This window comes from Agrobacterium sp. 22-226-1, assembly GCF_053522345.1.
This window is the reverse complement of record NZ_JBNWCP010000017.1, coordinates 59,219-78,560: the sequence shown is the minus strand read 5'-3', so window position 1 is coordinate 78,560 and position 19,342 is coordinate 59,219. Positions and strand designations below refer to the sequence as shown.

Sequence of the window (19,342 nt, the reverse complement as noted above, 5' to 3'; positions counted from 1 at the left end):
GCTGTTACCTCGAGGTTCTGCCGGTGGGGTCGAGGCTGTCGCGCAGCCAGTCGCCGAGAAGGTTGAGGCCAAGCACCGTCAGAAGGATAGCGAGACCCGGGAAGACGCTGACCCACCATGCCGTCTGCAAATAGGTCCGTCCATCCGCCAGCATGCCGCCCCAGCTCGGAATGGTCGGATCGACGCCGAGGCCGAGGAAGGTGAGGCTGCTTTCCAGCAGGATATTGTTGGCGACATTGAGCGTCATCAGCACGATGACCGGGCCGATGAGATTCGGCAGCAGATGCTGGAGAATGATGCGCCAGTCCTTCACGCCGATGGCGCGGGCGGAAAGGATGAATTCCCGCTCCCTGAGCGTCAGCACCGAGCCGCGAACGAGACGGGCATATTGCACCCATTGCGAGACGATCAGGAGGATGATGGTGTTGGTGAGACTGCCGCCGACAATGGCGATGAAGGTGATGGCGAGCAGAATGAAGGGCATGGCGAGCTGGATATCGGCAAAGCGCATGACCAGCATATCCCAGAAGCCGCGATAATAACCGGCGACCAGACCGACCGCGACACCGAAGATGACGGCGCCGATAACCGAGGTGAAGCCGACAAGCAGCGAAATCTTGCCGCCGGCGACGACACGGGCGAGCACGTCACGGCCGAGCGGATCGGTTCCGAGCGGATGGGCGGCATTGGCGAAGGGCTTGGCAAGGCGGGCCATCAGGTCGATCTTGTCCGCACCGCCCGGAAACAGCACGTCGGAAAAGACGACGGCAAGGCAGATGACTGTCGTGAGGAACGCGCCGAGGACGAATTCGAGATTGGTGAAGCGCGCGAAACGCGAGGTTTTGGCAGCCATCGTCACTTACTCCGTGCGGATGCGCGGATCGACAAGGCCATAGGCGATATCGACCAGAAGGTTGATGCCGACGATCATCAGCGACAGCACGGTGATGACGGCTTGCAGCACGGGATAGTCGCGCGCGCCGACCGCGTCGAAAGCCAGCGTGCCGAGGCCCGGCCAGTTGAAGACGCGCTCGATGACGACGATGCCGCCCAGCAGCCCGCCAAATTGCAGGCCGAAATAGGTGATGAGCGGAATGGCGCAATTGCGCAGCGCGTGTTTGTAGAGAACCTTGCTTTCGCTGAGGCCCTTGGCGCGCGCCACCATGACATATTGCGAGCGCAGCGTATCGAGCATGGCGGTGCGCACAAGGCGCACATTGGTGGCGGTGAGGATGACGCCCATCGTCACGGCGGGCATGATGTAGCTGGCAAAACCACCCATGCCGCTTGGCGGCAGCCAGCCGAGCGTGATGGAGAACAACAGCACCAGCATGGTGGCCAGCCAGAAATTCGGGAAGGACAGGCCGATGAGCGAGAAGATGCGGATCACCTGATCGGCCGTCTTGCCGCGCGAGGTCGCCGCCTTGATGCCGAGCGGAATGGAAAGCGCAATCGACACCGCCATGGAGATGAAGGCGAGAAGCAGCGTGGCGGGCAGGGCATCGGCGATGAGGCGCGAAACCGGCGTGCTGCCGGTGAAGCTGCGGCCGAAATCCAGCGTCACGAGGCCCTTCAGGAAGCTGAAATATTGCACGAAGAACGGCCGGTCGGTGCCGAGCGCCGCACGGATGCGCGCCAGATCGTCTTCCGTCATGCTGCCGCCGCCCTGGAACATGGTGACAGCCGGATCGCCGGTGAGGCGAATGGCGAAAGAAACGAGAAGGGTGATGGCTATGACGACAAAAATCGCCTGCAGCAATCGCTTGATGAGGAAACCGGCCACGTTTTTTACCTTGAAGAGAAGTTCTGCCTTGCCCGCGCGTGGCGGGCAAGGCGACTTATGAGAGGATTAACCAGCTTATTCGACGGTGACGTCGGTCAGCTTCAGGCGGTTATCCGGCGGTGCCACGAAACCCTTGACCCGCTTGTTGATGCCGTAAATGGCATTGGTGTTGTAAAGCGGGATTTCCAGCGCGCGTTCGGCGGTATAGCTGCCGATTTCCTTGAGGATTTTTTCGCGCTCGGCACGGTCGGTCAGCGGACGCTGGGATTCCAGCAGCTTGTCCAGCTTTTCGTCCTTGTCGTAAGGGTTCCACTTTTCACCCGAGTGATACATGGAATAGGCGGTGTTGTCGTAATCGAAGGTCCAGCCGCCCCATTTCTGCTGGAACATCGCGCCGGTCTTGCCTTGGGGGATGATGTCGTTCAGCAGCACGTTGGTTTCATAGGGCTTGATGGTGGCGGTGATGCCGACCATGGAGAGGTAGCTGGAAATAACCTGCGCCACCTCGTTCATCGTCGCGTCATTGCCGCGGATATCGATCTGCAACGCCGCACCCGGCTTGACGCCGGCTTCCGCGAGAAGCTTCTTTGCGCCTGCCGGATCGTAAGGCAGCGGTTTCAGATCGGCGTCGTAGCCGAAGGACAGCGCACTCTGGAAGCTGGCGATTTCAGATGCCTGACCGGCGAGGATCGACTTGACGATCGTGCCGCGGTCGACGGCCATGATGATCGCCTTGCGCACCTTCGGATCGGCGGTGATGCCGTCACGGGTGTTGAAGCGCAGCGCATCGACGGTCGGGCCGGGCACGCTGACGATCTCAAGCTTGGAATCGCCTTGGATAACCGGAATCATGCCGATCGGGATGGTGGGCGGAATGACGAGATCGACGCGGCCAGCCTGCAATTCGGCAACGGCGGTCGCCGGCTCGGCGATGAAGCGATATTCAAGCTCGGAAAGCTTTGGCGCACCGCCCCAGTAATCCGGGTTGGCTTCGAGCTTGATGTTGGTCTTCGGCGCGTAGGAAACGAATTTGAACGCGCCGGTGCCGACAGGGTTGAGGTTGAAATTGTCCTCGCCCTTTTCCTGAATATATTTCGGCGGAACGATCATGCCGCCATAACCGGCAAGCTTGGTCAGCAGCACCGGATCCGGCGCCTTCAGCTTCATGTCGACGGTGTAATCATCGATGACCTCGACGCTTTCGATGGCGACATAGTTGGAGCGCTGCGGGCCCTTGGCACCCTGTTCGCCGAGAAGGCGCTCGAAGGTGAACTTGACGGCGGCGGCGTTGAAGGGTTCGCCATTGTGGAACTTGACGTTCTGGCGCAGCTTGAAACGGATGCGCTTGCCCTCATCCAGCTCTTCCCAGGATTCGGCAAGGCCGGGCACAACCTTCAGGTCCGGGCCGCGATAGGTGAGGCCATCGAAGATGTTGGTGGCGACGGCCGCCCATTGCACGAGGAAGGTGTCGATTGGATCCCAGCTGCCCGGATCCTGCGGGCTGGAAATGGTCATCTTGCCGGCGGCAAGAGCCGGTGCGGCGGTCAAGGCCGTTGCGGCCATGGCAAGCGCGACGAACGTTGTCGTCATCCCCTTCTTGATCATTGTCATCTACCTGTTCCTCTTCAGATGGTTGTGGTTCTGGTTGTTATTCAGGCGCTCTTCGCGATGAAGTGGCCCGGATTGATTTCCTCATGGGCGAGAATGGCCGGCTCATCGCCGACACGGCGCACGGGATTGGGAATTTCGCCCTCGATCATGGCGATGCGGCGCTCGATGGTCGGATCGGCGACCGGCACGGCTGATAGCAGGCGGCGGGTGTAATCATGCGTCGGCGTTTCGAAGACCTGCCGGCGGCTGCCCATTTCCATGATCTGGCCGAGATAAAGTACGGCGACGCGGTGGCTCATCTTTTCCACGACTGCCATGTCATGGCTGATGAAGAGATAGGCGAGGCCACGCTCGGCCTGCAAATCCATGAACAGATTGATGATCTGCGCCTGAATGGAAACATCGAGCGCCGACAGAGCCTCGTCGGCAATGATAAGCTTCGGATCGGAGGCAAGCGCGCGGGCAATGCAGACACGCTGGCGCTGGCCGCCGGAGAACTCGTGCGGATACCGCGCGGCATGTTCGGAGCTGAGGCCCACACGCTCCAGCAATTCATCCACCCGCCGCTTTACGGCTTTCTGATCATTGATCAAACCGTGGGTGTTGATCGGCTCGGCAATCGAAAAACCGACCGTCTTGCGCGGATCGAGCGAGGCGAAGGGGTCCTGGAAGATATATTGCACTTCCTGGCGCATGCGGAAACGCTCCGCCGCCGACATCTCAGAATAGCTGCGACCATTGAAGGCAATCTCGCCCGAGATGGCCGTCTGCAATTGCTGGATGGTGCGGCCGATGGTGGATTTGCCGGAACCGGATTCGCCCACCAGCGCCAGCGTTTCGCCGGCATGAATATCGAAACTCACCTTCTGCACGGCGCTGAGGCGGTGCGTCGCCTTGCCGAACAGGTTCTTGCGGATATCGAAGCGGACAAACAGGTCCTTGACCGACAAAAGCGGCTTCGCGTCGTATTTTGCGGTGTTTTGCACGCGTTCCTCACCGACCACGACCGGCTGGCCGTCCTGCAACACGGTGAGCGGCAGGCGCTTGGGAAACTCTTCGCCTTCCATGCTGCCAAGGCGCGGAACAGCGGAAAGCAGGGCGCGCGTGTAAGGGTGCTGCGGGTTGGCGAAGATATCTTTTACAGGACCTTCCTCGACCTTCTTGCCCTTCCACATAACGACGACGTCATCGGCCATTTCCGCCACCACGCCCATATCGTGGGTGATGAAGACCATGCCCATGCCGAGCTTCTTTTGCAGGTCGCGCATGATGTTGAGGATCTGCGCCTGAATGGTCACGTCAAGCGCCGTCGTCGGCTCGTCGGCGATCAAAAGCTTCGGCCGGCAGGCGAGCGCCATGGCGATCATCACGCGCTGGCGCATGCCGCCGGAAAGCTGGTGCGGGTATCGCTTCAGAAGCTCGGCGGCATCGGGCAGGCGCACCATTTCGAGCAGCGTCTGTGCTTCCGCCAGCGCTGCCGGCTTGCCCATCTTTTCATGCAGCACGAGTACTTCGCAGATCTGGTCGCCGATGGTGAAAACGGGGTTGAGCGAGGTCATCGGCTCTTGGAAGATCATGGCGATCTCCTTGCCGCGGATCGCGCGCATCTCTTTCTGTGACGCCTTCAGCAAGTCCTTGCCTTCAAACAGGATTTTGCCGGTGGGGTAGGTCGCGCCCATCATGTCGGCAAGGCGCATGGTGGAAAGCGAGGTGACCGATTTTCCCGATCCGGATTCGCCGACGACCGCGACCGTGCGGCCGGGCTCGACGCTGAAGGAGATATCGTCCACGACGCGGCTATTGCCGAACTCGACGCTCAGGCCTTCGACCGAGAGGAGGGCATTTGCGGGTGCGGCAGTCATGTCAGCGTCTCCGGCGTGGCCTGCGCGGCAAAGCTGGCGCGGCCATGTGAAAATGAGGAAGGGGAAAATGTCTCGGCCATGCGCGTGCTGGGCGACGCCATGGGCAAGGACGGGAATGTCGCGAAGAACTGCATGTCTTCAGGCCGCTTTGTCGGCAAAATGCGCATTGGCCGTCGCCCGCGGACACGGCACATTCGATGTCACCGAAGCGCCGCAGGCAACCTCATCGGTACCGGCCGGATGATTTGCGTCGGCCGCAGATTCGACGATGCGCATGTAGCTCTAATTCCCCACCCTTGTTTTGCGAAAAAGCTAACAAAACCGAACAATCATGTCCAGAGTGTTGAACAATTTTTGTGTACTGCTCTACAAATACGCAGCTGCACCGATTTTGAGCTCGCATTCCTGAAGAATGCTTCGCAATGATGCGTGTATTCCACGATTATTGTCGCTAAAAACCTTTGAGAAGAACGATGAATGCCGGGCATGAACAACAAGGCAGGCGCAGTCAGGCTGAGGGGCTTTTTACGCTGCTTGTCCAGGGATGATGTCGAGCTGGTGCGGCGCTACCTTCCCGAACATCTGCGTCTGACCAGAGCGGAACCCGGCTGTCTTTCCTTCGAGGTGTTCGAGACAGGCGATCCCCTGATCTGGCAGGTGGAGGAGCTTTTTGCCGACCGTGCCGCCTTCGATTTCCATCAGCAGCGGACACGGGCGTCCGAGTGGTTCACGGCGACCTCCGCCATTCCACGCGATTACGAGATAACGACACTGGCGTGAATGAAAACAGGCCGCAGCGGCATTCCTGCCGGCTGCGGCCTGATCGGATTTGCCCGATCGTATTTCGGCGCCGGGATTTATTCCTTCGGCATGCCGACCGGCGGCGCAAGCCGTCTTTGTGCGGCGATGCGGAAGGGGGCGTTCATCGCGCCATAACCGCCATAGGCTCCGCGCCTTTCGATGATTTCAAAGAAGAAACCCTCGCCGAAGGTGCGGCTGTAGATCTGGAAATATTCGCCATTGTCGTCGCGGTCATAAAGAATGCTCGCGGCCCTGAGCGCATCGGAAAACTCCGGCTCCAGCCCGAAACGGGCTTCCAGATCGTCGTAATAATTGCGCGAGATCGGCAGGGCGTGGAAACCGCGCGCCTGCAGGGCTTTTGCTGTGGCGAAAATATCGTCGGTGGCAAACGCGATGTGCTGGATGCTGGTGCCGAAGCCCTCGGCCAGAAATTTGCCGGCGAAAGTCTTGCGATTGTCCGCACCGTTCATGGTCAGACGGAAATGCGGCGAGGGCACGCTTTCAATCGCTTGGCTGCGCACCAGCCCGCCCGGATCGACCACGTCGACCATCGGCGTGCGCCGCGTCGCAAATAGCGAGGTGTAGAATAAAAGCCAGGTCAGCATTTCATCGTAATGCGTTGTTTGCGCAAGATGATCGATCCGCCTGAGGCCGGCATCGCCTTGCGGCGTTCGGCCTTCCGTGGGCACGAATTCATTGTCCCAGATGGAGGAAAGCTCTGGTGAACCGTCGAGGAAATAGATGACGCCGTTGCCCACGCCCTGAATGGCGGGAACGGCGACTTCGCCTGACTTGCGCGGTTCGGCGAAGGTGGGCGCGCCGAGCGCTTCGGCCCGCGCCAGCGCTGCTGCGGCATCGTTCACCTTCAGCCCGAAGGCATAGGCATTGGTGCCGTGGATGGAATAGGAGGCTCCCGCGAAACTGTCGCCGCCATCGCTGGTATTGATAACGATGCGAATATCGCCCTGCGTATAAAGATCTACATCGCGGTTGCGGTGCCGGGCGGTGTTTTCAAAGCCGAGCGTGGTGAGAAGGGCTTCCAGATTGGGTTTTTCTTCCGGTGCTGTGGTGAATTCGACGAATTCCACGCCTTCCGTCTCCACCCGTTCCGGCATGGCGGGCACATCGATGCGGATGTCGGGTTCGAGACGGCGCACCTGGTCCATCAGGTTGATGAGCGAGCGGTGGCCGTCTTCGGCTAGCAGCCGTGCCGAGCCGCCCCGGAACTGGTCGTTGAAGATTTCGAGCGACAGCGGGCCGCTATAACCGGTTGCCGCCACGGCGCGCATGAAATCCACCACCGGCAGATCGCCTTCGCCCGGCATGTTGCGGAAGTGGCGGCTCCAGTAAAGCAGGTCCATGTCGATCAGCGGCGCATCGGCAAGCTGCACGATGAAAATCTTGTCGCCGGGAATGGAGCGGATCGAATTGGGGTCGATCTTGCGCGACAGCGTGTGGAAACTGTCGAGGATGATGCCGACATTGGCGTGGTCGGCACGGCGCACCACCTCCCAGGCATCGCGGTGATCGCTGATATGGCGGCCCCAGGCCAGCGCCTCGTAACCGACACGCACGCCATGTTTTGCCGCAAGCTCGCCGAGCTGATGGAAATCGGCGGCGGCGCGGTCGATGCCGCCGAGCGAGACCGGCGAGACATTCGAGCAGATCAGCATCAGATCGGTGCCGAGTTCGCCCATGATGTCGAATTTGCGCTCGGCCCTTTCAAAAGCGCGGCTCCGGTGCGGCTCCGGCATGCCCTCGAAATCGCGGAACGGCTGGAAAAGGGTGATATCCAGCCCGTGATCGGCGGCCAAGGCCTTCACCTCGCGCGGCGAGGCGTCGTAGGTCAGGAAATCGTTTTCGAAAATCTCAACGCCGGAAAAGCCCGCTTTGGCGATGGCCGCCAGCTTTTCGGGGAATTCGCCGCTGATCGATACGGTTGCAATGGATGTGCGCATTGGCATGCCGTGTCTTGTTGTGTCATAGCTCGCCATATTGCCTTCCTTTTCAGCCTTATGTACTGATTGGTTAATAAAGGGGACGCAGCCAGAAGCCAGCCCCGTCCAGGGAATGAAGCATGAGCAAAAGCACGACCTCCAAAGGCACCCGCGATACCCGGCAGGCGAAGCGCGATCCGGAAGGGGTGCGCCGGGATATTCTTTCGGTCGCGATGGAGGAATTTTCGCAGAATGGCCTTTCGGGCGCCCGCATCGATGAGATTGCGGCGCGCACGCGCACGTCCAAGCGCATGATCTATTATTATTTCGGCGACAAGGAAGGCCTTTACAAACGCGTGCTGGAGGAAGCCTATGCGCAGGTGCGCGGCGGCGAAGGCAGTCTTGAGCTGGATGATCTCGAACCGATCGCCGCACTTGAGAAGCTCTGTCGGTTTACCTTCGAGCACCACCGCCGCAACCCCGCTTTCGTCCGGATGGTGATGACGGAAAACATTCATCACGGCAGGCACATCAGGGTTTCCGAAGCGATCCGCAACGTCAACCGACCGGCCATTGAAATCATGCGCCGAATATTGAAACGCGGGCAGGATGCCGGCGTGTTTCGGCCCGGGCTGGACGCTCTTGAACTGCATTGGCAGATCAGTGCTTTGTCTTTTTATAATGTCTCGAACATCGAGACGTTTTCGTTCAATTTTGGCGACACGCTTTTTAGCGAGGCCGGCCAGGAAGCGCTGTCTGCGCATGTGGCGGAGATGTTGCTGCGCTATGTATTGATGCCCGAGCATATTACGAGGATCGGGAAAGGCGATTGATGAGGTGGCGCAACGCCACGTCATAACCTTCGATGCCGAGGCCGGCGATCACGCCTTCGGCGCGGGTCGAGACATAGGAATGGTGCCGGAAAACCTCGCGTTTGTGGATGTTGGAAATATGCACCTCGATCACCGGCCCCTCGAAGGCATTGAGCGCATCGAGGATCGCGACCGAGGTGTGGGTAAAGGCGCCGGGATTGATGACAATGCCCGCGGACTTGCCGCGGGCTTCGTGAATCCAGTCGATCAGCTCATATTCCCGGTTGCTCTGGGCAAAAAACAGATCGTGGCCCGCGGTTTCGGCGATCCCACGGCAATTGGCCTCGATATCGGCGAGCGTTTCATAACCATAGATTTCCGGCTGGCGCTGGCCGAGCAGGTTGAGGTTGGGACCGTTCAGAACAGTGAAAAGGCTCATGCGACCCCCTCCGCCATGCAAAGCTCGGTGAAATGCGCCGTCATGCGCCCGGCATCCGGCTCGCGGCCACAGAAGAGGCGGAATGCGCCGACGGCCTGAAACACCGTCATGCCGCCGCCGGGCAGGGTGCGACAGCCCTTTTTCGCCGCTGTCGCCAATAGCTCGGTGACAAGCGGCATATAGACGATATCGGCCACCCAGTGCCGCCGTTCGATGAGATCGGCCGGAACCGGCATGCCGGGATGGGCCGGCATGCCCATCGGCGTGGCGTGGATCAGGCCATCGGCAAAGGGCAGGGAGGCGGCGGGGTCTTTGACGGCAAGCGCGCGGCCCTCGCCGAAGCGTGCATTGAGTTCCCGGGCCAGTTGCTCCGCTCTTGCGAAATCCCGGTCGAGAATGTCGAGACGGGCGATATCGAGCTTCAATGCGGCATGGGCCACCGCAACGCCAGCGCCACCCGCGCCGACCAGAAGCGCCCGGTCGCGCTTCGCATCCGGCAGTCCGCGAACGAAGCTTTCATAAAAGCCGTACCAGTCGGTATTGTGGCCGATGCGGCGTCCGTCCTTAAAGACGATGGTGTTGACCGCGCCCAGCATACGGGCATCGTCCGACAGTTCGTGCAGATGCGGAATGACGGCCTGCTTGAAGGGATGGGTAATGTTGGTGCCGGCAAAACCGCGCGCTTCCAGCTCGTCCAGCAGGTCGGGAAGGGCGCTTGACAGCAGCTTGCGGGCGGTGACATCCACCAGCTCGTAGGAATAATCGAGGCCGTGAGCCGCCCCTTCGCGCATGTGCAGCGCGGGCGATTTGGAAAGCTGTATATCGGCACCAATCAGGCCGACCTTGAAAGATGTTTTCTCTGTCATAATCACGTGTCGCTCATCGGACGGTGTGGGAGAGGCGGGATTATCCCCGCCCGCCTTAAGAGCGCGCGAACCTCAGTGGTGGGCGAGAATTTCGCCGAGGAACGTGCGCGTGCGCTGGTGCTTGGGATCGCGGAAGAATTCCTCCGGCGGGCCTTCTTCGATGATCTCGCCTTCCGACATGAAGATCACCCGGTCGGCCACCTGCCGTGCGAAGCCCATTTCATGGGTCACGCAGATCATCGTCATGCCGTCGCGGGCAAGGCCGATCATGGTGTCGAGCACTTCCTTCACCATTTCCGGGTCGAGCGCCGAGGTCGGCTCATCGAACAGCATGGCCTTCGGCTCCATGCACAGCGCCCGGGCGATGGCCGCGCGCTGCTGCTGGCCGCCGGAAAGCTGGGCCGGGTACTTGTCTGCCTGGTTGAGAATGCGCACGCGCTCCAGATATTTGCGCGCCGTCGCCTCCGCATCGGCTTTCGACAGGCCCTTCACCCGCATGGGCGCGAGCGTGCAGTTTTCCATGATGGTCTTGTGCGGGAAGAGATTGAAGCTCTGGAACACCATGCCCACTTCGCGGCGAACCGCATCGATGGCGCGGCTGGAATCCGACAGCGTCGTTCCCTCGACCGTGATCTTGCCCTCCTGGATTTCCTCCAGATGGTTGATGCAGCGGATGAGCGTGGATTTGCCCGAACCGGACGGCCCGCAAAGAACGATTTTTTCGCCCTTGCGAACCGTCATGTTGACGTTTTTAAGCGCGTGGAAGGCTCCATACCACTTTCCCACCCCTTCAAGGGCGATCAGCGGAGCCTGAGCGGCGGATTGCGGCATGGAACTTTCCTTCATGCTTGGCAGCAGTGTTAGTTGACGGTGTAGGGAATGTCGGGAAGCGAAGCCGGGAACTGCGGTACCGGGCGCTTCATCCATTTGGCGTAGACTTTTTCGAGGTCGCCATTGGCCTTGATCTTGTCCAGATAGGCGTTCAGCGCTTCGTTCCAGTCCTTTTCGCCGGGGCGTGTGGCGGCGCTGTTGTAAAGGGTCACGAGGTCGAACTTCACCTCGTAATCCTTGCCGCCGGCAGCCGTGAGACGGTCGCCATAGAACTGGTTACCGCCGATCGCCTCGATCTGGCCCGACAGGATCGCCTGAATGGTGGCGGCGTCGTCATCGAAGCGAAGGATATTCGCCTTGGTGCCAGCCCCTGCGGTCAAGGCCGTATCCATAGGGCTGGATTTCGGTGCGCCGACGGTCATTCCAGTCAGATCGTCGAAACCGGCGATCTTCTTGTCCTTGGTAGCATAGACCGACATGACATTATGCGCGTAGGGCTGCGCATATTGCACGTTCTTCGCCCGCTCCGGCGTCATTCCCATCGATGCGAACAGGGCATCGACCTTGCCGGTGCGAAGCGAAGGGATGCGGTTGGCGACGGCAAGCGGCACGAATTCCACCTTCAGCCCCAGATAATCCGCAAATCCCCTTGCGAGATCGGCGTCGTAACCCTCCTGAACGCCGGTGGAATTGATGAAACCCCAGGGCGCATTGTCGCCCTGGATACCGATCACGACCTTGCCGCTGGCTTTTGCCTCGTCAAGCGTTCTCGCATCTGCCGCCACCGGCGTCAGAACCGGCAGCAAAGCTGCCGTCAGTCCCGCCGCAAAGGTTGCTCGCCAACCCGTCAGGGTTTTCAAGATTTTCACTGTTTCCTCCTCCCAAATCCAGACGGAACCCGCCGTTACTTCACGGTGAACGGAATGTCGGGCAGGCTGTCCGGGAAGGCCGGGACTTCGCGCTTCATCCACTTGTCGTAGATCTTGGCGAGCTGGCCGTCAGACTTGATCTTGTCGAGGAAGGCATTGACGGTTTCGTTCCAGTCCTTTTCGCCGGGCCGGGTGCCGGCGCCGTTATACATGGTGGTCAAATCGAATTTCGATTCGAATTTGCCTTCCGCCGCCTTGTTCAGGCGGTCACCGTAGAACATATTGCCGCCGACAGCGTCCACCTGCCCGGATATGATCGCCTGGATATTGGCGGCGTCGTCGTCAAAGCGCAGAATGTTTGCTTTCGTCCCAGCTCCTGCCGTGATGGCTGTATCCATGGCGCTGGACTTGGGAACCCCGACGGAGACGCCAGTCAGGTCGTCAAAGCCAGCGATTTTCTTGTCCTTGGCGGCGTAAACGGAAAAGACGTTGCCGACATAGGGCTTCGAATACTGGATGCTCTTGGCACGTTCGGGCGTCATTGCCATGGTTGCGAACAACAGGTCCACCTTGCCGGTCAGAAGGGCCGGAATGCGGTTTGCCACGGCAAGCGGCACGAATTCCGCCTTGACGCCGAGATAGTCGGCAAAGGCCTTGCCGATATCCGCATCGAGGCCATCCTGCACACCGCTGGAATTGACGAAGCCCCACGGCGAGTTGTCACCCTGAATGCCGATGACGACCTTGCCCTTGGCCTTGGCCTCTTCCACCGTGCCGGCGAAAGCATCGACCGGTGCGACGAAGGGCAGGGCAACCGTTGCCGCGGCAAGCGCGAGCACGGCGCGACGAGAGAATTTCATGCTGGTGGTTTTCATCTTTTGCTCCTCCTTACAAAGCTGATGAGATCTTCATGGACTTAGCGGGTTGCGGTCTGCAGCCGCTTTTCAACGCTGGCGCCCCACAGGGAAAGCGGCCAGCAGATCAGGAAATAGATGACGCCGACGAGGGCGAAGACGGTGAGCGGGCGGAACGTCTGGTTGGAAACGATCTGGCCGGCGCGCGACAGCTCGACGAAGCCGACAATGGCCGCAAGCGAGGTGCCCTTGATGAGCTGCACGAGGAAACCGATGGTGGCCGGCAGCGAAATCTTGAAGGCCTGCGGCAGAACCACGTCCTTCATACGCGAGATGTAATGCAGGCCGAGCGCATTGGCGGCTTCCGTCTGGCCTTTCGGCACCGCCTGAATGCCGCCGCGCCAGATTTCGCCGAGGAAGGCGCTGGCATGCAGCGTAAAAGCGATGGCGACCGCAATCCAGGCATCGACATTGAGGCCCGCAAGCGCCACGCCGTAATAGACCACGAAAAGCTGCATCAGGAGCGGCGTGCCCTGAAAGACGGCGATGTAGCCGGTGCTGGCGCGCTGGATTGCCGGGCTGTCCGCGACGCGGGCAAGCGCCACGCAAAGGCCGAAGACGCCGCCGCCGATAAAGCCGATGATGGTCAGCGCAAGCGTCCATTTCAGGCCTTGCAGCAGGAAGAAGAGTTCGTTGGGACCGATGGATGCCATTGTCTTTTCCTCACTTGACCGGATAGCTGAAGGATGCGCGGGAGATGAGCGAGAAAATGCCCATCATCAGCGAGGAAATGACCAGATAAAGCAGCGTGATCGAGAAATAGACCTCGAAGGACCGGAAGGTATCCGCCTCGATCTTCTGCGCCACCGAGGTCAGCTCGTAAGCGGCGATCGAGGTGCAGACCGAGGTGGTCAGCGTCAGCATGATGAACTGGCTGGTAAGCGAGGGATAGACCGCCCGCAGCGCCGGCTTCAGGATGATGTGCCGGAAGATCTGCGCGCGGTGAAGGCCGAGCGCAAGCCCCGCCTCCACCTGGCCCTTGGGAATGGAATCGACCCCGCCGCGAATGATTTCAATCGCATAGGCGCCGCCGTTCAGAGCCAGCGCAATGATGGCCGTTACCGTCGGGTTGAGCTTGATGCCGATCTGCGGCAGGGCGAAGAAGATGAAGAATATCTGCACCAGAAACGGCGTGTTGCGGATAGTTTCCACAAAACCGATGACGAGGCCGCGCAGCAGCTTGAACCGCGAGCGGCGGGCGACGACGCCCAGAACGCCGATGACGGTGGCGAGCGACATGCCGGCAATCGCAAGGCCGATCGTCGCCAGACAGGCTAAAAGCAGCTCGGGAAGGCGGTCTATGACCGCCGAAAAATCGAGACTGTAAGACATTATTCCTCCCAACCCGTTCGGGTCCGGACAGGCGTTTCGCCTTGTCCGCATCGCTTTGGAAACCTTGCGGCGCCAAAGCCCTCCATTTGTCGTTCACTGTCGCCGCAGGCTTCAAAACCCTTGGCGGCGGCAGGCTGTTAATCATAATGTTTGTACCAGTTAGTTCATTTTTTTGTCAAGCGGCATGTCCGGTTAAAAAAGCAGCTTTCATGCTGTTTTTTCATTTTCAGGATTTCTGAATAAAGTCTTTTTTATCAATGACTAATGCGGAAAAGCGCAATCACTTCCCGCGCGTCGTCGCATCGTCTCCGGCTGCTGTTCGGCAGTGCCCGAAAACCCAGTTTGCACACGAAATCGACCGGCCTTGCGACTAGTTTTCGCGTGTGCCCAGCCTGTCTATCTGCTCGGCCAATCGACCGGCGATCAGCAGCGAGGCGCCGGTTGCCGTCACCATTTGCGGCAGTGACAGCCATTCCAGCATCCAGCCCGCGCCGGACCGTTCCTGTTCGTGCACGAGCGACTGGTGCAGGGCGGATATCTGCACCGCATTGAAGCGTGCGAGCGTCACCAGCGTTTCGGCATTGACCGGGTTCTGCTTGTGCGGCATGGCCGAGGATCCGCCGCCGCCGGAGAGGCGGATTTCCGCACCGAGTTCGGCCATCAGCGCAATATCCTGCCCGAACTTGCCGAGCGCGCCGGTGATCAGCGAGAGCAGATTGGCGAATTCGGCGATGCTGTCGCGCTGGCTTTGCCATTGCGGCCTGTCGGCAAGGCCGAGCCGTTTTGCGAGATCGGCACGCACCGCTGCGGCATTGTCGCCAAGCTTTTCCAGCGTGCCGGCCGCCCCACCGAATTGCAGGGCGAAGCCGCTCTGCGTGAAACTTTCGAGCCGCAGCAGGTGGCGTTCCAGCGGCGCAGTCCAGCTCGCCGTCCGGTCGGCGACGGTGATGCCGATGGCGGCCTGCATCCGAGTATAGCCCGTCACCGGGTTGTGGCCGTCGCGGGAGGCAAGGTCTCCCAGCGTATCGATCAGGCGGCCGAGCCGGGCGGAGATGATTTCCGCCGCAGCCTTCAGCCGCAGCATCAGGCTGGTATCGATGACATCCTGGCTGGTGGCGCCGAAATGCACCCTTTCCGCCGCCTGACCGGCGACCGCCGCGCGCATCTGCCGGATGAGTTCGGGAACCACGACGCCGTCCTTCGCGACGCCATGGCGAAGCGCGGTCATATCGGCGGCAAAGTCCGAAAGCCGCGAAACGATCGTTTCCGCCGCATCCTCGGGGATGATGCCAGCCTGCGCTTCCGCCTGCGCCAGCCCCGTCTCGAAACGGACCATGGCGTCGATATCCGCTCTTGCCGAAAACAGCTCGACGATCTCGCTGTCGCCGAAGAGGCCTGACAAAAAAGGATGCTCGAAGGGGGAAAGGCTCATCTTCCGTCTCGCTTTCTTTTGCGCGATATGCGTCAGATATCGAAAAACACGGTTTCGCCTTCGCCCTGAAGGCGGATATCGAAACGATAGACGTTGCCTTCCTCTTTTTTGGCGACAAGCGTGGCGATGCGGCTTTTCTGCTCGATGCGGGCAAGAACCGGATCGGCGGCATTGGCCTCCTGTTCTTCCGGGAAATACATGCGGGTCTGCAGGCCGATATTGATGCCGCGCGCGACGATCCAGAACGTGATATGCGGCGCCATCGGCCGGCCATCGCGGAACGGCACTTTGCCCGGCTTTATGGTTTCGAAGACGAATTCGCCCGTATCCATGTCGCCGGGCGAGCGGCCCCAGCCGATGAAATTCGGATCGGCCTTGCCCCGCGTTTCGCTGCGGCTGTTGTAATAACCGTCGGTATCGGCCTGCCAGATTTCGATCAGCGCGTCCTTCAGCGCCATTCCGGCCCCGTCATAGACCGTGCCGCGCACGCTGATGCGTTCGCCGCGGGCCTTGTCGTTATAAAGCGGACCGGAGCCGAGATCCTTCTCGAACACGCCCTCGATGCCGACGAAATTCGGCGTGCAGCCGATATGCACGTAGGGGCCCGCCGTCTGCGAGGCGGTTTCCTTGAGATAGTTGAGCGGCTGAACCATGGTCAGTTGCCCTCCATGCGGTTTTCAAAAAGGGTCGAGCGGCGGCCGCGCAGAACGATATCGAACTTGTAGGCCAGCATGTCCATCGGCAGCGTCGCATTCATGTCCAGCGGCGCGATCAGTCTTCTGATCGCATCCTCATCCGGAATGGTCTTGACGATCGGACATTTCCAGATCAGCGGGTCGCCTTCGAAATACATCTGGGTGATGAGCCGCTGGGCGAACCCATGGCCGAAGACCGAGAAATGGATATGGGCCGGCCGCCAGTCATTGACGCCGTTCGGCCAGGGATAAGCGCCGGGCTGGATGGTCTTGAACCAGTAATAGCCGTTCTCATCCGTGATGGTACGGCCGACGCCGCCGAAATTCGGATCGATGGCGGCGAGGTAGCTTTCCTTCTTGTGGCGGTAACGGCCGCCGGCATTGGCCTGCCAGAATTCCACCAGCGCGCCATCCACGCCGCGACCGCGCTCGTCCAGCACCCGGCCGTGCACCAGAATGCGCGGCCCGACCGGCATTTCGCCGGGGCGGGCATAATTGAGGATAAGGTCGTTATCCAGCGGGTTCAGCATGCCATGGCCGAAGACCGGGCCGGTGATCTCACTCTTGGTGCCTTCCAGCGAAATCAGCGCGCGCTGCGGCGAACGCAGGATCGAGGTTTTGTAGCCGGGCGCATAGGCGAGCGGATGGATGTCGCGGTTGCGTGCGAAGAACGGTCCGGTTTCCGGCGGCTGGTTGCTCATTTCGTCTCCTCCTCATCGCCAGAATTATAATTGCCAGAATTATCCGGGGAACTATCGGCTTTCATGCTGGCCAGGGCAAGCTTGGCGATTTTGAAAGCGTGGTTGGCGGCGGGCACGCCGGCATAGATCGCCACATGCAGCAGCGCCTCGCGAATATCCGCCTCGGTGGCGCCGGTATTGGCGGTGGCGCGCACATGCATGGCCAGCTCTTCGTCCTGCCCGAGTGCGGCGAGCAGGGCGATGGTCACCATCGAGCGCTCGCGCTTCGTCCAGTGGTTGCCGGACCACACCGTTCCCCAGGCGGCTTCGGTGATGAGCTGCTGGAAAGGCTGGTCGAAACCGGACGTCATGGTCTGCGCCCGGTCGACATGGGCGTCGCCGAGCACGGAGCGGCGGGTTTTCATGCCCTGTTCGAAACGTTCGTTCTTGTCGATATGGTCCGCCATCGGTCAATGCTCCGGCAAGGTCTTGAGAAAAATGCACGCCGCCTGCGCGTAGGTGAGCGGCTGTTCAAGGCAGGGAATATGGCCGCAGCCGGCAATGGTGACGAAGCGGCTTGCGGGAATGAGGCCAGCCAGCGATTGCACCAGTTCCGGCGGTGTTGAGCCATCCTGATCGCCCGCCACGCAAAGCGTCGCCACGGCGATGCGCCCGGCCTCTTCGGTAAAATCCGCATCGCGGATGGCGGCGCAGGTGCCGCTGTAACCGGCTTCCGGCTGTTGCGAGAGCATGTTGCGCGCGCCGGCATAGGCGGCATTGTCAGGCTGGCGGAAGGCGGGTGTGAACCAGCGCTCCATGACGGGATCGACCAGCGAGACGAGGCCATCTGCGGCGATCTTGTCGATGCGGGCATTCCACATCTCGGCTGTGCCGATCCTGTGGGCGGTGTTGCTGAGTATGAGCGCGCACACCAGATCGGGACGGCGGGCATAAAGCCCCTGCGCGATCAGGCCGCCGACCGACAGGCCCCAGATGATCGCGCTCTTCACGCCAAGATGATCGAGCAGCGCGATCAGATCGCCGGCATGATCGTCTATCGAATAAGGGGCGTGCCCGACATCGGAAAGCCCGTGGCCGCGCTTGTCGTGCAGCACATAGGCATAATCATCCCCGAGCGCTTCGATCACCGCATCCCAGATGCGGAAATCGGTGCCGAGCGAATTGATGAAGGCGATGACCGGCTTGCCTGTGTCCAATCCCCTGACGCGGTAATGGATCACGGTCTCGCCGCAGCGCAGAAAATGCATGATGTGCTCCTCCTGCCGGGGATATTGCAAGCGGGTTCCGGTTAAGTAAAATGACATTATCGATGAAAATCATAACCTGTGGATTATATGAGCGATGGTCGATCAACGTATCAAGTTCCGCCACCTGCAGACTTTCGTGGAGGTGGCGCGGCAGAAAAGCGTCATCCGCGCTGCGGAAATCCTGCATGTCAGCCAGCCGGCGGTGACGAAGACGATCCGTGAGCTGGAAGATATTCTCGGCGTCTCGCTGTTCGACCGGGAGGGGCGCGGCATCCGCATCAGCCGTTATGGCGAGGTGTTCCTGCGCCATGCCGGCGCGACGATGACGGCGCTCAGGCAGGCGGTCGATTCGGTATCGCAGGAGGCGGCGCGCGCCGGTCCGCCGGTGCGGGTCGGCGCTCTGCCCACGGTGTCTGTTCGCATCATGCCGAAGGCGATGGCCGGTTTTCTGGCCGAGAAAACCGGCAGCCCGGTAAAGATTGTGACGGGCGAAAACGCCGTGCTGCTGGAACAATTACGGGTCGGCGATCTCGATCTTGTTGTCGGCCGTCTGGCCGCGCCGCAGAAAATGGCGGGCTTTTCCTTTGAGCATCTCTATTCGGAAAAGGTCCGCTTCGTGGTGCGCGCCGGGCACCCGCTGCTGTCACCCGGCCTTTCGGTGTTCGATCACCTGCATGAATATCCGGTGCTGATGCCGACACGCCAATCGGTCATCGGCCCCGTCGTCGAGCAGTTTTTGATCGCCAACGGCGTGCCGGCCCTGCCGATCCGCATCGAAACCGTGTCCGACGCCTTCGGCCGCGCCTTCCTGCGCACCAGCGATGCGATCTGGATCATCTCGGAAGGCGTGGTGGCGGCGGATGTGGCGGATGGTATCCTCGCGATCCTGCCCGTCGAGACCGGCGATACCAGCGGCCCGGTGGGGCTGACGGTGAGGGCCGATACGCAGCCCTCGCTGCCGCTTTCGCTGCTGATGCAGGCTATTCGCGAGGCGGCGGGCGAGTTGCTGGATGGTAGGGCTGAAGGGTGAACACACTCTCGACGTCATCCTCGGCCTTGCGCCACTGCTGTCCGGTTTAAATTTGGTGGACATGGCGCACGGTGTTGCTCCTCTTTCGTGTCCGAGATCGTCGCCAAACGCTCGAATACGAGTAGAATCAACACCGTGCGCCATGTCCACCAAATTTAAACCGGACAGCAGTGGGACAGG

At 60.6% G+C, this 19,342-nt stretch carries 21 protein-coding genes; 4 read left to right on the top strand and 17 right to left on the bottom strand.

Features of this window, described 5'->3' with window-relative positions:
- Nucleotides 1–4: 4 nt before the first annotated feature.
- The 4 genes from ACQZ5K_RS22880 to ACQZ5K_RS22865 form a co-directional block, all read right to left on the bottom strand.
- Nucleotides 5–853, bottom strand: a complete 849-nt coding sequence (locus ACQZ5K_RS22880) for an ABC transporter permease (RefSeq protein WP_448741504.1) — start codon at nt 851–853, stop codon at nt 5–7.
- Nucleotides 854–859: 6 nt separating this feature from the next.
- Entirely contained in the window at nt 860–1,783 is a 924-nt protein-coding gene (locus tag ACQZ5K_RS22875) for an ABC transporter permease (RefSeq protein WP_037092271.1), read from the bottom strand.
- A gap of 75 nt (nt 1,784–1,858) precedes the next feature.
- Nucleotides 1,859–3,394 carry an ABC transporter substrate-binding protein gene (locus ACQZ5K_RS22870; RefSeq protein WP_137005612.1) on the bottom strand — a complete coding sequence of 512 codons (1,536 nt, stop codon included), beginning with the start codon at nt 3,392–3,394 and terminating at the stop codon, nt 1,859–1,861.
- A 41-nt stretch (nt 3,395–3,435) separates the two neighbouring features.
- Nucleotides 3,436–5,256: an ABC transporter ATP-binding protein gene (locus ACQZ5K_RS22865; protein ID WP_448741503.1), complete on the bottom strand. Its 1,821-nt coding sequence runs from the start codon at nt 5,254–5,256 to the stop codon at nt 3,436–3,438.
- Between the two features lie 78 nt (nt 5,257–5,334).
- Here ACQZ5K_RS22865 and ACQZ5K_RS22860 point away from each other — a divergent pair, with 78 nt between their 5' ends.
- Entirely contained in the window at nt 5,335–5,682 is a 348-nt protein-coding gene (locus ACQZ5K_RS22860) for a hypothetical protein (protein WP_448741502.1), read from the top strand.
- A gap of 51 nt (nt 5,683–5,733) precedes the next feature.
- Complete coding sequence (locus ACQZ5K_RS22855) at nt 5,734–6,036, top strand: putative quinol monooxygenase (RefSeq protein WP_137005614.1); 303 nt, start codon at nt 5,734–5,736, stop codon at nt 6,034–6,036.
- A gap of 77 nt (nt 6,037–6,113) precedes the next feature.
- Here the strand turns inward: ACQZ5K_RS22855 and ACQZ5K_RS22850 are convergent, their stop codons facing one another.
- Entirely contained in the window at nt 6,114–8,015 is a 1,902-nt protein-coding gene (locus ACQZ5K_RS22850; RefSeq protein WP_137005959.1) for a bifunctional sugar phosphate isomerase/epimerase/4-hydroxyphenylpyruvate dioxygenase family protein, read from the bottom strand.
- A gap of 119 nt (nt 8,016–8,134) precedes the next feature.
- Here ACQZ5K_RS22850 and ACQZ5K_RS22845 point away from each other — a divergent pair, with 119 nt between their 5' ends.
- The gene (locus ACQZ5K_RS22845; protein WP_137005615.1) at nt 8,135–8,827 is read left to right on the top strand and encodes a TetR/AcrR family transcriptional regulator; all 693 of its coding nucleotides are present in this window, start codon (nt 8,135–8,137) and stop codon (nt 8,825–8,827) included.
- Here ACQZ5K_RS22845 and aroQ read toward each other — a convergent pair.
- The 12 genes from aroQ to pcaD all read right to left on the bottom strand — a co-directional run bounded on the left by aroQ (nt 8,802) and on the right by pcaD (nt 18,132).
- Nucleotides 8,802–9,245 (bottom strand): type II 3-dehydroquinate dehydratase, encoded by a 444-nt coding sequence (gene aroQ, locus ACQZ5K_RS22840; RefSeq protein WP_137005616.1) that lies wholly within the window; start codon nt 9,243–9,245, stop codon nt 8,802–8,804. The two genes, ACQZ5K_RS22845 and aroQ, sit on opposite strands and share 26 nt — an antisense overlap.
- The gene (locus ACQZ5K_RS22835) at nt 9,242–10,111 is read right to left on the bottom strand and encodes a shikimate dehydrogenase (RefSeq protein ID WP_137005617.1); all 870 of its coding nucleotides are present in this window, start codon (nt 10,109–10,111) and stop codon (nt 9,242–9,244) included. The genes aroQ and ACQZ5K_RS22835 overlap by 4 nt, the downstream gene beginning before the upstream one ends.
- Before the next feature lie 72 nt (nt 10,112–10,183).
- Nucleotides 10,184–10,942, bottom strand: coding sequence for an amino acid ABC transporter ATP-binding protein (locus tag ACQZ5K_RS22830; protein ID WP_003505500.1), 759 nt, complete (start codon nt 10,940–10,942; stop codon nt 10,184–10,186).
- 29 nt (nt 10,943–10,971) lie between these two features.
- Entirely contained in the window at nt 10,972–11,805 is an 834-nt protein-coding gene (locus ACQZ5K_RS22825) for a transporter substrate-binding domain-containing protein (protein WP_233284833.1), read from the bottom strand.
- A gap of 41 nt (nt 11,806–11,846) precedes the next feature.
- Complete coding sequence (locus tag ACQZ5K_RS22820; protein WP_137005619.1) at nt 11,847–12,686, bottom strand: transporter substrate-binding domain-containing protein; 840 nt, start codon at nt 12,684–12,686, stop codon at nt 11,847–11,849.
- A gap of 41 nt (nt 12,687–12,727) precedes the next feature.
- A complete protein-coding gene (locus ACQZ5K_RS22815; protein ID WP_035262651.1) occupies nt 12,728–13,378 on the bottom strand; it encodes an amino acid ABC transporter permease in 651 nt (216 codons plus the stop codon).
- A 10-nt stretch (nt 13,379–13,388) separates the two neighbouring features.
- Complete coding sequence (locus ACQZ5K_RS22810; protein WP_059758436.1) at nt 13,389–14,057, bottom strand: amino acid ABC transporter permease; 669 nt, start codon at nt 14,055–14,057, stop codon at nt 13,389–13,391.
- 370 nt (nt 14,058–14,427) lie between these two features.
- Nucleotides 14,428–15,489, bottom strand: coding sequence for a 3-carboxy-cis,cis-muconate cycloisomerase (locus ACQZ5K_RS22805; RefSeq protein WP_448741501.1), 1,062 nt, complete (start codon nt 15,487–15,489; stop codon nt 14,428–14,430).
- 32 nt (nt 15,490–15,521) lie between these two features.
- Nucleotides 15,522–16,142, bottom strand: a complete 621-nt coding sequence (pcaG, locus tag ACQZ5K_RS22800; protein WP_448741500.1) for a protocatechuate 3,4-dioxygenase subunit alpha — start codon at nt 16,140–16,142, stop codon at nt 15,522–15,524.
- Nucleotides 16,143–16,144: 2 nt separating this feature from the next.
- Complete coding sequence (gene pcaH / locus ACQZ5K_RS22795) at nt 16,145–16,885, bottom strand: protocatechuate 3,4-dioxygenase subunit beta (RefSeq protein WP_003505508.1); 741 nt, start codon at nt 16,883–16,885, stop codon at nt 16,145–16,147.
- A complete protein-coding gene (gene pcaC, locus ACQZ5K_RS22790; protein ID WP_448741499.1) occupies nt 16,882–17,331 on the bottom strand; it encodes a 4-carboxymuconolactone decarboxylase in 450 nt (149 codons plus the stop codon). Before pcaC ends, pcaH begins: the two co-directional genes overlap by 4 nt.
- 3 nt (nt 17,332–17,334) lie before the next feature.
- Nucleotides 17,335–18,132 (bottom strand): 3-oxoadipate enol-lactonase, encoded by a 798-nt coding sequence (gene pcaD, locus ACQZ5K_RS22785; RefSeq protein ID WP_448741498.1) that lies wholly within the window; start codon nt 18,130–18,132, stop codon nt 17,335–17,337.
- Between the two features lie 94 nt (nt 18,133–18,226).
- Between pcaD and pcaQ the strand changes: the two genes are divergently transcribed.
- Nucleotides 18,227–19,162: a pca operon transcription factor PcaQ gene (gene pcaQ / locus ACQZ5K_RS22780; RefSeq protein WP_003519800.1), complete on the top strand. Its 936-nt coding sequence runs from the start codon at nt 18,227–18,229 to the stop codon at nt 19,160–19,162.
- Nucleotides 19,163–19,342 lie beyond the last annotated feature (180 nt).

Excerpts from the sequence above, each read along its gene's own strand:
- ACQZ5K_RS22880 (WP_448741504.1), bottom strand. The coding sequence starts at position 853 with ATGGCTGCCAAAACCTCGCGTTTCGCGCGCTTCACCAATCTCGAATTC.
- ACQZ5K_RS22870 (WP_137005612.1), bottom strand. The coding sequence starts at position 3,394 with ATGACAATGATCAAGAAGGGGATGACGACAACGTTCGTCGCGCTTGCC.
- ACQZ5K_RS22865 (WP_448741503.1), bottom strand. The coding sequence starts at position 5,256 with ATGACTGCCGCACCCGCAAATGCCCTCCTCTCGGTCGAAGGCCTGAGC.
- ACQZ5K_RS22860 (WP_448741502.1), top strand. The coding sequence starts at position 5,335 with ATGCGCGTGCTGGGCGACGCCATGGGCAAGGACGGGAATGTCGCGAAG.
- ACQZ5K_RS22855 (WP_137005614.1), top strand. The coding sequence starts at position 5,734 with ATGCCGGGCATGAACAACAAGGCAGGCGCAGTCAGGCTGAGGGGCTTT.
- ACQZ5K_RS22850 (WP_137005959.1), bottom strand. The coding sequence starts at position 8,015 with ATGCGCACATCCATTGCAACCGTATCGATCAGCGGCGAATTCCCCGAA.
- ACQZ5K_RS22845 (WP_137005615.1), top strand. The coding sequence starts at position 8,135 with ATGAGCAAAAGCACGACCTCCAAAGGCACCCGCGATACCCGGCAGGCG.
- aroQ (WP_137005616.1), bottom strand. The coding sequence starts at position 9,245 with ATGAGCCTTTTCACTGTTCTGAACGGTCCCAACCTCAACCTGCTCGGC.
- ACQZ5K_RS22835 (WP_137005617.1), bottom strand. The coding sequence starts at position 10,111 with ATGACAGAGAAAACATCTTTCAAGGTCGGCCTGATTGGTGCCGATATA.
- ACQZ5K_RS22830 (WP_003505500.1), bottom strand. The coding sequence starts at position 10,942 with ATGCCGCAATCCGCCGCTCAGGCTCCGCTGATCGCCCTTGAAGGGGTG.
- ACQZ5K_RS22820 (WP_137005619.1), bottom strand. The coding sequence starts at position 12,686 with ATGAAAACCACCAGCATGAAATTCTCTCGTCGCGCCGTGCTCGCGCTT.
- ACQZ5K_RS22815 (WP_035262651.1), bottom strand. The coding sequence starts at position 13,378 with ATGGCATCCATCGGTCCCAACGAACTCTTCTTCCTGCTGCAAGGCCTG.
- ACQZ5K_RS22810 (WP_059758436.1), bottom strand. The coding sequence starts at position 14,057 with ATGTCTTACAGTCTCGATTTTTCGGCGGTCATAGACCGCCTTCCCGAG.
- ACQZ5K_RS22805 (WP_448741501.1), bottom strand. The coding sequence starts at position 15,489 with ATGAGCCTTTCCCCCTTCGAGCATCCTTTTTTGTCAGGCCTCTTCGGC.
- pcaG (WP_448741500.1), bottom strand. The coding sequence starts at position 16,142 with ATGGTTCAGCCGCTCAACTATCTCAAGGAAACCGCCTCGCAGACGGCG.
- pcaH (WP_003505508.1), bottom strand. The coding sequence starts at position 16,885 with ATGAGCAACCAGCCGCCGGAAACCGGACCGTTCTTCGCACGCAACCGC.
- pcaC (WP_448741499.1), bottom strand. The coding sequence starts at position 17,331 with ATGGCGGACCATATCGACAAGAACGAACGTTTCGAACAGGGCATGAAA.
- pcaD (WP_448741498.1), bottom strand. The coding sequence starts at position 18,132 with ATGCATTTTCTGCGCTGCGGCGAGACCGTGATCCATTACCGCGTCAGG.
- pcaQ (WP_003519800.1), top strand. The coding sequence starts at position 18,227 with ATGGTCGATCAACGTATCAAGTTCCGCCACCTGCAGACTTTCGTGGAG.